This window comes from Micromonospora sp. NPDC049101 (assembly GCF_040648675.1).
Lineage (GTDB): Bacteria > Actinomycetota > Actinomycetes > Mycobacteriales > Micromonosporaceae > Micromonospora.
The window spans coordinates 35,242-48,303 of sequence record NZ_JBEZED010000036.1 but is presented as its reverse complement, the minus strand read 5'-3'; the positions used below and the strand labels follow the sequence as shown (position 1 = coordinate 48,303).

The window sequence follows — 13,062 nt, the reverse complement described above, 5'->3', positions numbered from 1 at the left end:
CAGTCTGCGTGAGTGGGCGCGGCGAGTGGTCCGGGTTCCGGGACCAACCGCCCTCGTGTGTCGATCATGGAGTTGTGGTGGGTGACAAAAGCCCCGTAGTGCCTGCTTGCCGGCACCACAACTCCATGATCGACGCGGCTGCGGCCTGATCGGGAGGGGTTAGGGGAGTGTTGCTTGGAGGGCGGCTTCCTTTTTTGCTACCAGCTTTTCCAGGTCCTGTTGGTAGGTCGCCATCTGGGCGCGCAGGGTTTCGTCGTTGGCGCCGAGGATCCGCACGGCGAGCAGACCCGCGTTGCGGGCGTTGCCGATCGACACGGTGGCGACCGGGATCCCGGCCGGCATCTGCACGATGGACAGCAGCGAGTCCATGCCGTCCAGGTGCTTCAGCGGCACCGGCACACCGATCACCGGCAGCGGCGTCACCGAGGCGACCATGCCCGGCAGGGCGGCGGCACCGCCAGCCCCGGCGATGATCACCTTCAGGCCCCGGTCGGCGGCGTCCCGGCCGTACTCGATCATCGCGACCGGGGTCCGATGCGCCGAGATCACCCGCACCTCGTACGCCACGCCGAAGTCGTCCAGCACCTCGGCGGCGGCCCGCATGGTCGGCCAGTCCGAGTCGCTGCCCATGATCAGCCCGACCGTGGTCACCGGGGTCTCCTTCTCGCCCGAGGACGTCACTCGTGCCCCTCGCGCAGCCAGCGGGCGGCCCGTGCGGCCCGTGCCCGTACGTCGTCCAGGTCGTCGCCGAGCACCGTGACGTGCCCGATCTTGCGGCCGGGTCGCACCTGCTTGCCGTACAGGTGCACCTTGGCACCCGGTTCGGCGGCGAAGAGGTGGTGCAACCGCTCGTCGATCGACATCCCACCCGGCTCGCCGCCCAGCACGTTCGCCATCACCACCACCGGCGCGGTCAACGCGGTGTCGCCCATCGGGTAGTCCAACACCGCCCGCAGATGCTGCTCGAACTGCGAGGTCCGGGCACCCTCGATGGTCCAGTGCCCGGAGTTGTGCGGGCGCATCGCCAGCTCGTTGACCACGATCGCGGGCCGACCGGCCTCGTCACGCACCTCGAAGAGCTCCACGGCCAGCAGACCGATCACACCGAGCGCGGTGGCCAGGTCGATGGCGAGTTGCTGGGCGGCGACCGCCAGCTCCTCGTCCAGGTCGGGTGCCGGGGCCAGCACCTCCACGTTGATGCCGTCCCGCTGCACCGTCTCGACCACCGGGTACGCGGCCACCTGGCCGAACGGCGAGCGGGCCACCTGCACGGCCAACTCCCGCCGCAGCGGCACCCGCTCCTCGACGATCAGCCGGGTGCCGCCGGCGAGCAGCGTGGCTGCCAGCTCGGCGGCCTGGTCGGCGTCGTCGACCATCCAGACGCCCCGACCGTCGTAGCCACCCCGAGCGGCCTTGAGCACCACCGGCCAGCCGACCCGCGCACCGAAGCCGACCAGGTCGGCGGGCTCGCCGACCGGGCGCCACGCCGGGTTGGGCGCACCCAACTCGGTCAGGCGTTCCCGCATGACCTGCTTGTCCTGGGCGTGCAGGAGCGCGTCCGCCGGCGGATAGAGGGTCACCCCTTCCGCCGCCAGCGTGCGGATGTGCTCGGAGGGCACGTGCTCGTGGTCGAAGGTGACCACATCGCAGCCCTTGGCGAAGGTGCGTAGGGCGGCCAGGTCGGTGTGGTCGCCGTACTGGACGTCGGCGGCGACCAGCGCCGCGCCGTCTTCGGGGGCGGTCGCGAGCACACGCAGTGACTGGCCGAGGGCGATCGCGGCCTGGTGGGTCATCCGGGCCAACTGGCCACCACCCACCATGCCGACAACAGGCAGACCGGTACGGGAATCCATAGCGCGGCCAGCCTATCCGGGCCCTCGGCACGTCCACCCGGTGGGCCGGCGACCCGCCCCGGAAGCGCCGCGGCGGCCACCCGGCGTGCGACGTGGGCAACTACTGTGCGCTCAGCCCAGCTCGGCGACCAGCTCCTCCACCGAGGTGACCGGCCGCTGGCAGACGAAACCCCGGCAGACGTACGCGGCGGACCGCCCGTCGACAAGCGGCCGGTCGGCGAGCAGCGGCACACCGGGCTGGTCCGGACGCCCGGCGACGACCACCGCCCCGGGCGGGGCGTGCCGGTGAGCGGCGGCCACCAGGGGGTCGCCGGCCGGGTCGTCGGTCGCCACGGCGATCTCGTACGGCCCGGAGAGCAGCGCCTCGCCGACCATGGCCGCGTACCCGGCGAACCGGGGGTGCTGCCCGACGATTGGCGCGACCGTGGCGAGCGCCGCCTCGGCGGCCTCCCGGTAACGCGTCTCCCCGGTCAGCGCCGCGTACGCCACCAGCCCGGCGATCAGGGCCGACCGGCCGGACGGGGTGGCATTGTCGGTCGGGTCGGCCGGGCGGGCGACCAGCCGCTCCGCGTCGTCGGCGGTGTCGTAGAAGGCACCACCGGGCGCGGCGAAGTGTGCCAGGGCGGCGTCCAGCAGCTCACCGGCCAGCGTGAGCCAACGGCCCTCGCCGGTGAGCTGGTGCAGCGCGCAGAAGGCCTCGGCCACACAGCCGTAGTCCTCCAGAACACCGGCCGGATCGCCGACCTTGCCGTTGCGGGAGACCCGGCGCAGCCGGCCGTCCACCAGGTGTACGGCGGCCAGGTGCTCGGCGGCGTCACGCAGCGCGCCGTCGGCGACGATGGTGACGCCCTCCATCAGGTTGGCGTCCTCGTCCTGCGGGGAGGCGGACAACGCGGCGACCTGGAGGAACTCGACGATCGCGGTGATCGCCAACCCGTTCCAGGCGGCCACCACCTTGTCGTCGCGCGCCGGCTGCGGGCGGGTGTCCCGGGCACTGAGCAGCCGCCCGACCACCTGCTGCCAGCGGGCCCGGGTCTCGGGCGCGGCGTCGTCGACGTCCCGGGCGAGCCTGAGCACGCTCATGCCGTGTTCAAAGGTGCCCTCCTCGGTGACGGCGAAGAGGTCGGTGGCCCAGCGGCCGTCGTCCTCGCCCAACGCCTCGACGAGCTGCGCGGGAGTCCACGCGTAGGTAAGCCCCTCGACGCCCTCGGTGTCGGCGTCCAGCGCGGACGCGAAACCCTCCCCCGGCCGGTGCAGCTCGTCGGCGAGGAAGCGGGCGGTGTCGCGGGCCACCCGACGGGCCAACGGGTCACCGGTGAGCCGCCACACCTGGGTGTAGACCCGCAGCAGCAGCGCGTTGTCGTAGAGCATCTTCTCGAAGTGCGGCACCGTCCAGTGCGCGTCCACCGAGTAGCGGGCGAACCCACCGGCGAGCTGGTCGTAGATGCCGCCCCGGGCCATCGCCTCGGCGGTGTGTCGGGTGATCTCCAGGCTGCGCGGGTCACCGGTGCGCTGGTGGTGACGCAGCAGGAAGAGCATGTTCATGTGCGGTGGAAACTTCGGGGCGCCACCGAAGCCGCCGTTCGTCGCGTCGTACTCACCGGCCAGCCTGCCCGCCGCGGCGTCGAGCAGCGGCGCGTCCAGCGGGGCGGTGGGGCCACCCACGGCCTGCGCGCCACCGATCGCCTCGACCACCGCGGCACCCTGGCCCAGCACCGCCTCGCGCTGCTCCCGCCAGGCGGTGGTGACCGACTGGAGCAACTGGACGAAGTTGGGCCGCGGGAAGTAGGTGCCGCAGAAGAACGGTGTGCCGTCCGGGGTGGCGAAGACGGTCATCGGCCAGCCACCCTGGCCGGTCATCGCCTGGGTCGCGGTCATGTAGACGGCGTCCACGTCCGGGCGTTCCTCCCGGTCCACCTTGATCGACACGAAGTTGTCGTTCATCAGGGCGCCGACCTGCTCGTTCTCGAACGACTCGTGCGCCATGACGTGACACCAGTGGCAGGCGGCATAACCCACCGAGATGAGCACCGGCACGTCGCGCCGTTTCGCCTCGGCGAACGCCTCGTCCGACCAGGGCCACCAGTCGACCGGGTTGTCGGCGTGCTGGAGCAGGTACGGGCTGGTGGCGTCGACGAGTCGGTTCACCTGACGACCATAACCAGCCCCGCCGCGGATCGCGCGGGCTCCACCCGGAGACCGTCAGGAGGCGCCGTCGGCGCGCAGCCGGAACACGTTCGACTCCGCCGAGTCCCGTAGCGACCCCAGCACCGCACTGATCTTGTCCGCCGGCATCGGCTTGAAGAAGTGGTAGCCCTGCGCGGAGGTGCAACCCAGCTCGGCCAGGGCCATCCGCTGCTCGGCGGTCTCCACCCCTTCGGCGACCACCCGCAGCCCCAACTCGTGGGCGAGGCCCACTGTCGTCCGGACGATCGCGGCGGCCTCCGGTGAGTCGGCCATCCGGATCACGAAGGAGCGGTCCACCTTCAGCTCGTCGACCGCGATGCGGGTGAGGAAGGTCAGCGACGAGAAGCCGGTGCCGAAGTCGTCGACCGCGAGCTGCACGCCCATCGACCGGAGCGTGGCCAGCACCTCGTCGATGACCTCCAGCTCGCTCATCACCACCGTCTCGGTGATCTCCAGGACGAGCCGGTGCGGTGGCACCTGATGGCGGCGCAGCGCCTCGGCGATCTCCGCCGGCAGGCGGGGGTCGAGCAGGCTGCGCGCCGACAGGTTGACCGAGATCGGGACGTCGAGGCCCTCCCGGGCCCAGCCGGCGGCCACACCGAGGGCCTTGTCCAGCACGTAGCGGGTGAAGGTGCCGAGCTGCTCGCTGTTTTCCACCGGCCGGATGAAGTCGGCCGGGCTCAGCCACCCGCGCCGGGGATGCTGCCAGCGGATCAGCGCCTCCACCCCGGTGGGCGCGCCGGTGGCCAGGTCGACAGCCGGTTGCAACGCCAACACCAGTTGGTCGTCGACCTTCAGCGCCTCGCGTAGTTCCGCCAGCAGGGCAAGCTGATCGGTGCTGGCGGCGTCGCGGGTGCCGTCGTACGCGGCGACGTTGCCGCCGCCCTCCTTGGCCTGGTACATCGCGATGTCGGCCCGGCGCAGCAGCTCGGTCAGGTCGGCGGTGCCGGCATCGGCCACCACCACCCCCACGGAGACCTCGATCGACATTCGGACGCCGGCCACCTCGGTCGGCGCGGCCAGTCGCTCGGCGATCTCGCGGGCCTGACGCAGTGCGTACGCCATCGGGGCGGCTCGGTCGCCGAGCACCGGCACCGCGGTGAGCAGCAGCGCGAACTCGTCGCCGCCGAGGCGGCCGAGCAGATCGCCGGGGCGGGCCAGCACGTTGAGCCGGTTCGCGGTCAGCCGCAGCAGTTGGTCACCCGCGGCGTGACCGAGGGTGTCGTTGACCTCTTTGAACTGGTTGATGTCCAACAGCAGCAGTGCCACCGGATGATCGTGCGCGAGCTGCCGCAGCGACTGATCGCCCTTGCCGAGCATCGCCGCCCGGTTCGCCAGCCCGGTGAGCGGGTCGTGCACCGCCTCGTACGACGAACGGGCGGTGACCAGTCGCAGCTCTCGGTGCGTCGCGGCGTCGTGCAGGGCGGCGGCGAGCGCGTCGCCGAACGCGGCCACCGCGTCGCGTTCCCGGGCGTTGGGCGGGGCAGAGCGGGGGAACCGGACCCGCAGCCGACCGACCGGCGCGGCACCGACGGACAGCGCCCGGCTCAGCTCGTGCTCGTCCGGCTCGGGCCGGTCCGGTGGGCCCGTCTCCCGGTCGACGAACTGGCCGGTGGCGTCTCCCCGGTACCGGTGCCACCGGCCTTCGGTACGAGCCACCTCGACGTCCACCAGCTCGGCGTTGAACAGCGTCAGCGCCCCGGTGACCGCCGCACTGGCCACGCCCCGCTCGTCGAGCTGGTTGAGGGCCGCCGTGGCCTCGGCGAAGGCTCGCCAGGTGCGACGCTCCTGATCGGAGCGCAGCCGGTAGCGGTAGGTCTGCTGCAGCAACCACAGCAGCGGCGGGAGCAACAGCAACCAGCGCGCGTCGAGCTCCAACAGGGCTACGACCACCAGACCGACCGCGACGTTGCCGACGAACATCAGCAGCTTGCCGCGCAGCGCGGCGAGCAGCGGCGGCCCGATCGGCAGCCCGTGCCGCAGGCCCAACGTCACCCCGCCCAGCCAGGCGGTCACCAGGAGGTAGGTCACCGACCCGGCGATCACGGCCAACGCCAGCATCGGGGTGGGCGGGGCGAGTAACGGCCGCCCCAGCGCGGTGGCCACGGAGACGGCAAGTGCCGACGCGGCGGCCAGCGACGCGGCGATCCGGACGATCTCCAGGGCCGGACGGCGGTCGGTGTGCAGGGAGAGCACCGTCCAGGCCAGGCCGGTGCCGAGCAGCGTGGCGGACGGCAACCAGCCGGCCGGTGTCAGGTAGAGGCAGACGATCAACGCCGCCTCGCCCCAGGTGATGCTGACCATGCCCGCGGCCGACCGGAACCGCAGCCGAGCGAGCTGGGCGAGAGCGAGGACGGCGACCGCGATGCCGAATCGGGCCGGCCCACCGAGGAGGTCGTCGGCCGGCAGCCGGGCGGGAAGCGTCAACCCGACCGCGGAGGCGACCAGGGCGGTCACGGTGACGGCGGCGGTGAGCACGAGCAGGCGGCCTGGGGTGCCCCGCACCCCGAGCCGGTCGAACGGAGCGCCGGCCGGACCGGAGGTCATCGACCTCCCCCGTCAGCCGACCGACCCGCGATACGGCGGGCGGCCGGTGCTGTGCTGGTCATCGGCGCCCCCTTCCGCACACGGCTCGGAGACTTTTGGTCCCCCGGCGGAAGGCGAAGCCAAACCGGGTGGTCGCAACAGGGGGCGACCACCCGGTTCGGCGTGATTCACGTGCGGGCTACCCGTTCCGGTGCTGCTGGTGCCCATTGGGACCAGGGGCGGAGGAATCACGCCCGCCGGTCCCGTCTGTCGGATCGACGACTGCGGCATCGACCCTGGTCGAGTCGACCGGCCCGGTCTGCTGCGGAAACCGGTCCGGTAGGCGGCGCAGCCGAGAATTCATGTTGCGGATCAGCAGGATGGTCGCGGCGGCCAGCAGCAGGATGAGGAAAAGGCCCATCGGCCCGGCCAGACCACCCGTGCGGGTGTCTCCGAAGTTGTTCTCCGCGAGCACCTGGGCAGCGGTCAGCATGGCGTTCCTCCGATGTGCGGTTGGTTACCAGGGTAGCTCCGCCCGGAATCAGCGTGCGTGCGCCGTCTCCCGCACCCCCGCGAAGAGATCAGACTCGGGCAGCGGACTGTCGACCACCGAGCGGGCGAGCTGGAAATCCTCGGTTGGCCAGGCGTGGCGCTGCAACTCCATCGGAACGTGGAACCAGAAGCCGTCCGGGTCGACCTGGGTGGCGTGGGCGCGCAGCGCGTCGTCGCGGACCGGGAAGAACTCGGAGCACTCCACCCGGGTGGTGATCCGCGGGCCCTTGTCCGGACGGTCCTCCCAGCGCTGGAGCCACTCCTCGTAGGGCGACTCCTTGCCCGCGGCCAGCATGCCCTCGTGCAGCGCCATGATCTTGGCCTTGGAGAAGCCGATGTCGTAGTAGAGCTTCAGCGGCTGCCAGGGCGCGCCCAGCTCCGGGTAGCGCTCCGGGTCACCGGCGGCCTCGAACGCGGCCACGCTCACCTTGTGGCACATGATGTGGTCCGGGTGCGGGTAGCCGCCCTCCTCGTCGTACGTGGTCACCACGTGCGGACGGAACTCGCGCATCAGCCGCACCAGCGGGCCGGCGGCCACCTCGACGTCCTGCAGGGCGAAACAACCCTCCGGCAGCGGCGGCAGCGGGTCACCCTCGGGCAGCCCGGAGTCGACGAAGCCGAGCCAGGCCTGCTCGACACCGAGGATCGCCCGGGCGGCGTCCATCTCGGCGCGGCGGATCTCGCCAATGTTGGCCCAGACGTCGGGGCGGTCGAGCTTGGGGTTGAGCACGCTGCCGCGCTCCCCGCCGGTGCACGTCACGACCAGGACATCCACGCCCTCGGCGACATATTTGGCCATGGTCGCCGCACCCTTGCTCGACTCGTCGTCCGGGTGCGCGTGCACGGCCATGAGTCGCAGCTGCTCTGCCAACTTTGGCACTCCTCGTCTGTGCCGGACGGTGGACCCGACCGGGCTCGACCGGCTGACCTGCCGGGATCGTTGCTCTGCTCACCGCACCCTGTCGCCGGCCAGCACCGCAGGTCGCGACCTGCCATTCCTGCCTCTGGACCGGGTGGGAGGATGGACTCTGTCATTCTTGCCGACGCCGCCGACAACAACGCCAGGAGATACCCGCCGGTGACCGAGACGCACGCCACAATTTCAGCCGGCGCTCCGGTTTTCCCGGCCGGACGCTACGGCCGTCGCCGGGCGCCCGGCGGAGAACGCCGTCGTAGCCTGCTGGCCGCGTTGGTGCTGCTGGCGCTCGTGGGAACGCTTACCGTGATCTCGGTGCGGCTCTACCGCCAGTACGGCGACCCGGTCTACGACGCCCAGGTGATCACCTACACCAACATCACGGACACGCAGGTGGTGGTCGACTTTCGGGTGACAGTTCCGGCGGGCGGATCGGCGCTCTGCGTGCTGCGCGCCCGCGACCGCGCGGGTGTCGAGGTGGCCCGTGACCAGATCACCGTGACCGCGCAGCCCGGCAACCGGCACGTGACGACCCGACACCGCCTCACCACCACCGCGCGGCCGTTCATCGGCGAGGTTCTGCGCTGTCGACCCCCAGCCTGAGCTGCCCAAACAGCCTTCGCCACCGGGCTCGGAGGGCGCCTACCCGCGGTGTCGGATCCGGACACCCGCGGTGATGGCCGACACGCTGTGTCGTACCGCACTGGTAACTTGGTAGTTCACCTGTCAGCCAGCCACGCACAACTGAGGAGAACGCCTGTGTCCACTGGCAACGAGGCGCCCGCCACCTGGCTGTCCCAGGACGCGCACGACCGTCTCCAGGCCGAGCTCGACGAGCACATCGCCAACCGCCCGGTGATCGCTGCCGAGATCAACGCTCGGCGTGAAGAGGGCGACCTGCGGGAGAACGGCGGCTACCACGCTGCCCGCGAGGAGCAGGGCAAGGCCGAGGGTCGCATCCGCTACCTGCAGGAGCTGCTGCGCACCGCGAAGGTCGGCGGAGCGCCGGCAGCGGACGCGGTGTCACCCGGCATGGTCGTGACGATCTACTTCGACGACGACGCCGACGACACCGAGACCTTCCTGCTCGGCTCGCGGGAGATCGCGGCCACCACCGACCTGACCGTCTACAGCCCCGAGTCCGCGCTCGGCAAGGCGATCCTGGGCGGCCGGCCGGGGCAGACCTGCACCTACACGGCCCCCAGCGGCGCCGACATCAAGGTGACAGTGGTCAGCTTCGAGCCGTTCTCCGGCTGACGTCGCCGGCTGCACCGCAAACCCAGACGCACCGCCCCGAGGCGTGGCACCCACCGGTGTCACGCCTCGGCGGCGAAGACCACCTGGTAGCCGCTGGCCCGCAACGCGCTGATCAGCGTGTCCGAGTGCTCCACGCCCCGGGTCTCCACCGACAACGCCACCTCGACCTCGCCGAGGCTGAGGTGCGGGTTGGCCCGCTGGTGCTCCACGTCCACCACGTTGGCCCGGTGCTCGGCGATCTGGCTGAGCAGCGACGCGAGTTGTCCCGGCCGGTCCGAGCAGCGCACGGTCACCCGAAGGTAGCGACCCGCGGCGGCCAGACCGTGCTCGATCACCCGGAGCATCAGCAGCGGGTCGATGTTGCCGCCGGAGAGCACCGCGACCACCGGCGTCTCCACCTCGACCACGCCGGCCAGCAGCGCGGCGACGCCGACCGAGCCGGCCGGCTCGACCACCTGCTTACCGCGCTCCAACAGCATCAGCAGAGCCCGGGAGATGTCCTCCTCGGAGACCGTGACGATCTCGTCGACGAGCTTGCGCACGTGGTTGAAGGTGATCTCGCCGGGCCGGCCGACCGCGATGCCGTCGGCGATGGTGAAGAAGGCGGGCAGCCGGACCGGCTCCCCGGCCACCAGCGAGGGAGGGAACGCCGCCGCGCCGGCCGCCTGGACGCCGATGATCCGGACGTCCGGCCGCAACGCCTTCACGGCGACGGCCATGCCCGAGATGAGACCGCCGCCACCGACCCCGGTGATGATCGTCTTGACGTCCGGGCACTGTTCGAGGATCTCCAGCGCCACGGTGCCCTGGCCGGCGATCACGTCCGGGTGGTCGAACGGGTGGATCAGCACCGCACCGGTGCGCTCGGCGTACGTGTGCGCGGCGACAAGTGACTCGTCGACGGTGTTGCCGGCCAACTCCACCTGCGCGCCGTACCCCTTGGTGGCGGCCACCTTCGGCAGCGGCGCGTTGACCGGCATGAAGACTGTGGCGTGCGTGCCGACCAGGCCCGCGGCGAGGGCCACGCCCTGCGCGTGGTTGCCCGCGCTCGCCGCGACCACGCCGCGCGCCCGCTCCGCCGCCGACAACCGGGAGATCCGCACGTACGCGCCGCGCACCTTGTACGAGCCGGCGCGCTGCACGTTCTCGCACTTGAGCCAGGTCGGCCCGCCCAGTGCCGCGCTGAGCGGACGGGAGGGCTCCAGCGGGGTGGTCCGGATGACACCGGCGAGCAACTCCCGTGCAGCCCGCACGTCGTCAAGACCGACCAGTTCCGTCATGCCCCGATCGTGCCACCCGCCTCCGGAGCCCTCTGCGGCGACACCGCTTCCGGCAAAGCCCCGCACCGGTTGATCCACTCAACATCACCGAAACCGCGGTATCAACCTCGTGTGGACAGCGCGGTTTCCGCAATCCCGTGTCGATCATGCCCCGGGCGGGGCCCCCGGACGGACGGGCGGGGCCCCCGGACCCACGGGCGGAACCGCCGGACCCACGGGCGGAGCCGCCGGCCAGGTCTGAACCGCCGGCCAGCCGGGGGCGGTCGGCCACGCGGGCTGTGCGCGGGCGATGCGGGCCTCCTGTGCGGCGGAGATCCGCTGGATCAGCAGGTAGAACGTCACTGCGGCGAGCACACAGGCCACCGCCGGCACCGCGTTGTGAAGGAGTGAGTCCCGGTAGTAGTCGACGTACGCCTGGTAGTCCCCAGCGGTGGCGGGGTCCCTCGGCAGGTCGTCGTAGGCTCGGCTGTCGAGGCGACTGGCCAACCGTTCGCCGACGAGGAACACCAGCCAGGAGCTCCACCAGACGACCACCAGGGGCGGGGTGACCCGCCGCCAGAGGCTGTCCCGCGCCACGTTGCCCACCACGCGGGCCGGCACCACGAAGTTCGCGAACGGCACCAGCCAACCGGCGATCGCCCACCCGGCGCCGAGCGTCGGCAGCGCACCCGGGAACGCGTCGGTGTTCTTCCGCGCCCGCCACGTCCAGATGATCACCAGCACGGCGGCGGTGAGGTACGCCGCCACCATGGGCAGCACCACCAGCAACTCGATGACCACCGCACCGAGCAGCAGATCCGGATCGGCGTCGGCATGGGCCCGCCGGGCCATCGCCAACCCGAGCAGCGGGGAGAGTGCCACCAGGAGGTACAGCACGGCTGTCGCGCCGACCGCGATGCGGGCGGCCAGCCCGATGCCGCGTACGGAGTAGGTCGGCAGCCCCGGGGTGACGGCGGGTTGGCCGAGCGGCGTGTGGCAACGCTGACACTCGTGGTGCGCGGAGGACGTGGTGTCCCCGCAGGTCTGGCAACGCATGGGGTCTCCCGGTCAGCGCGACGATGCGCGCACACCGTAGACGATCATGCGACCGCCGGCGACCCCGTTCCGACCCGGGGGTAACCAGGGGCGTGGCGTGCCCACGGGGCGGCCATCTCGAACTGGCCGGCCACACCGAGCAGCAGCAGCTCCGAGCCGGGCGGACCGACGATCTGCACGGCGACCGGCAGGCCGTCCGGGCGGCGGCCGACCGGCACCACGATCGCCGGCAGGCCGGCGATGTTCCACGGTGCGCCGTACGGGGCGTACCGAATGCTGGCTGTCATGTTCGCCCGCCAGGACCGCTCCGACCAGCGTGCCGCCTCCGGAGGCGCGGTCGCCAGCGCCGGGGTGAGCAGCAGGTCGACCGAGTGGTCGGTGAAGAAGTCGACCGACCGCTGCCGCCACGCGGCCCGGTCCGCCTCCCGCACGTAGCCGCGACGCTGCGCCCACTCGCCCAACGCGACGTGCCGCCGGGTACGCCGTTGCAGGCCACGGCGGTCCAACCCGGCGGCCCGCACGTCGGCGGCGGCGGCGGCGAGCCAGGTGGCGATGCCCTGTAGACCCAGCGCGGTGGGATAGACCGGATCGGCGGGCACCGTGTCGTGCCCGGCGGCGGCGAGCAGCCGACCGGCGGCGGCGACCGCGTCCCGGTTGGGCGCGTCCGGTGCGACACCCCGCACCGGGGAACGCAGCGAGACACCCACCCGCAGCCGCTGCGGCGGGACCAGCTTCTCGGGACGCCGACCGGCGAGCACCGAGAAACCCACCGCGGCGTCGGCGACCGTGCTGGTCAGCACGCCGTGCTCGGTCAGGCCGAACCAGTCGTCCGCGCCGAGCTGGCAGGGCACCACGCCCCGGCCGGGCTTGAGCCCGACCAGCCCGCAACAGGCGGCCGGGGTCCGGATCGAGCCGAGACCGTCGTTGGCGTGCGCGATCGGCACCAGCCCGGCGGCCACCGCGGCGGCCGCGCCGCCGGAGGAACCGCCGGGGGTACGCGTGCTGTCCCACGGATTGCGGGTCACCGCGTTGTCGTCGTCGGTGACCGCCCACAGCCCCAGCTCCGGCATCCGGGTCACACCGAGGATCACCGCGCCGGCGCCGCGGAGCCGGCGGACCACCTCGTGGTCGGCCTCCGCGACGTCGCTGCGTGCCGCCGCCGACCCGTTCCAGGTGGGCAGACCGGCGACCGGAGTGTTCTCCTTGACCGCCACCGGCACCCCGGCCAGTGGCAGGTTGGCCAGGTCCTCCTGCTCGTCGACCTTCTCCGCCTCGGTGATCGCCTCGCCGCCGCGTACGGCGCGGAACGCCGCCAGCTCACCGTCGGCACGGGAGATGTACTCCAGGTGGTCGGCGACGACCTGCGTGGCCGACACGTCACCTCGGCGTACGCCCCGGGCGATCTGCTTGGCGGTCGCTCCGACCCAGGTCGCCATGATGTCCTGCACGGCCATCC

General features: G+C 72.1%; 11 protein-coding genes. 2 read left to right on the top strand and 9 right to left on the bottom strand.

The window, feature by feature from the left end; translation table 11 throughout:
* Positions 1–159: 159 nt before the first annotated feature.
* The 6 genes from purE to mca form a co-directional block, all read right to left on the bottom strand.
* Positions 160–651 carry a 5-(carboxyamino)imidazole ribonucleotide mutase gene (purE, locus tag AB0B57_RS33145; RefSeq protein ID WP_357079096.1) on the bottom strand — a complete coding sequence of 164 codons (492 nt, stop codon included), beginning with the start codon at positions 649–651 and terminating at the stop codon, positions 160–162.
* Positions 652–677: 26 nt separating this feature from the next.
* Positions 678–1,853: a 5-(carboxyamino)imidazole ribonucleotide synthase gene (locus AB0B57_RS33140; RefSeq protein WP_357079016.1), complete on the bottom strand. Its 1,176-nt coding sequence runs from the start codon at positions 1,851–1,853 to the stop codon at positions 678–680.
* A 111-nt stretch (positions 1,854–1,964) separates the two neighbouring features.
* Positions 1,965–4,001, bottom strand: coding sequence for a thioredoxin domain-containing protein (locus tag AB0B57_RS33135; RefSeq protein WP_357079013.1), 2,037 nt, complete (start codon positions 3,999–4,001; stop codon positions 1,965–1,967).
* Positions 4,002–4,055: 54 nt separating this feature from the next.
* Positions 4,056–6,587 (bottom strand): bifunctional diguanylate cyclase/phosphodiesterase, encoded by a 2,532-nt coding sequence (locus AB0B57_RS33130; protein ID WP_357079009.1) that lies wholly within the window; start codon positions 6,585–6,587, stop codon positions 4,056–4,058.
* A gap of 178 nt (positions 6,588–6,765) precedes the next feature.
* Complete coding sequence (locus tag AB0B57_RS33125; RefSeq protein WP_357079005.1) at positions 6,766–7,059, bottom strand: hypothetical protein; 294 nt, start codon at positions 7,057–7,059, stop codon at positions 6,766–6,768.
* Between the two features lie 48 nt (positions 7,060–7,107).
* Entirely contained in the window at positions 7,108–7,989 is an 882-nt protein-coding gene (gene mca, locus AB0B57_RS33120) for a mycothiol conjugate amidase Mca (RefSeq protein WP_357079001.1), read from the bottom strand.
* Between the two features lie 207 nt (positions 7,990–8,196).
* Between mca and AB0B57_RS33115 the strand changes: the two genes are divergently transcribed.
* Positions 8,197–8,637 (top strand): DUF4307 domain-containing protein, encoded by a 441-nt coding sequence (locus AB0B57_RS33115; RefSeq protein WP_357079093.1) that lies wholly within the window; start codon positions 8,197–8,199, stop codon positions 8,635–8,637.
* Between the two features lie 156 nt (positions 8,638–8,793).
* The gene (gene greA / locus AB0B57_RS33110; protein ID WP_357078998.1) at positions 8,794–9,291 is read left to right on the top strand and encodes a transcription elongation factor GreA; all 498 of its coding nucleotides are present in this window, start codon (positions 8,794–8,796) and stop codon (positions 9,289–9,291) included.
* A 59-nt stretch (positions 9,292–9,350) separates the two neighbouring features.
* Here greA and ilvA read toward each other — a convergent pair whose 3' ends face one another.
* From ilvA to AB0B57_RS33095, 3 genes are all read right to left on the bottom strand, one after another.
* Positions 9,351–10,571: a threonine ammonia-lyase gene (gene ilvA / locus AB0B57_RS33105; RefSeq protein ID WP_357078995.1), complete on the bottom strand. Its 1,221-nt coding sequence runs from the start codon at positions 10,569–10,571 to the stop codon at positions 9,351–9,353.
* Between the two features lie 144 nt (positions 10,572–10,715).
* A complete protein-coding gene (locus AB0B57_RS33100; protein ID WP_357078991.1) occupies positions 10,716–11,606 on the bottom strand; it encodes a DUF4328 domain-containing protein in 891 nt (296 codons plus the stop codon).
* A gap of 44 nt (positions 11,607–11,650) precedes the next feature.
* A complete protein-coding gene (locus tag AB0B57_RS33095) occupies positions 11,651–13,060 on the bottom strand; it encodes an amidase (RefSeq protein ID WP_357078988.1) in 1,410 nt (469 codons plus the stop codon).
* Positions 13,061–13,062 lie beyond the last annotated feature (2 nt).

Bases quoted from the DNA above. Each gene is read 5' to 3' on its own strand.
- AB0B57_RS33140 (WP_357079016.1), bottom strand. From the start codon at position 1,853: ATGGATTCCCGTACCGGTCTGCCTGTTGTCGGCATGGTGGGTGGTGGC.
- AB0B57_RS33130 (WP_357079009.1), bottom strand. From the start codon at position 6,587: ATGACCTCCGGTCCGGCCGGCGCTCCGTTCGACCGGCTCGGGGTGCGG.
- AB0B57_RS33125 (WP_357079005.1), bottom strand. From the start codon at position 7,059: ATGCTGACCGCTGCCCAGGTGCTCGCGGAGAACAACTTCGGAGACACC.
- ilvA (WP_357078995.1), bottom strand. From the start codon at position 10,571: ATGACGGAACTGGTCGGTCTTGACGACGTGCGGGCTGCACGGGAGTTG.
- AB0B57_RS33100 (WP_357078991.1), bottom strand. From the start codon at position 11,606: ATGCGTTGCCAGACCTGCGGGGACACCACGTCCTCCGCGCACCACGAG.
- AB0B57_RS33095 (WP_357078988.1), bottom strand. From the start codon at position 13,060: ATGGCCGTGCAGGACATCATGGCGACCTGGGTCGGAGCGACCGCCAAG.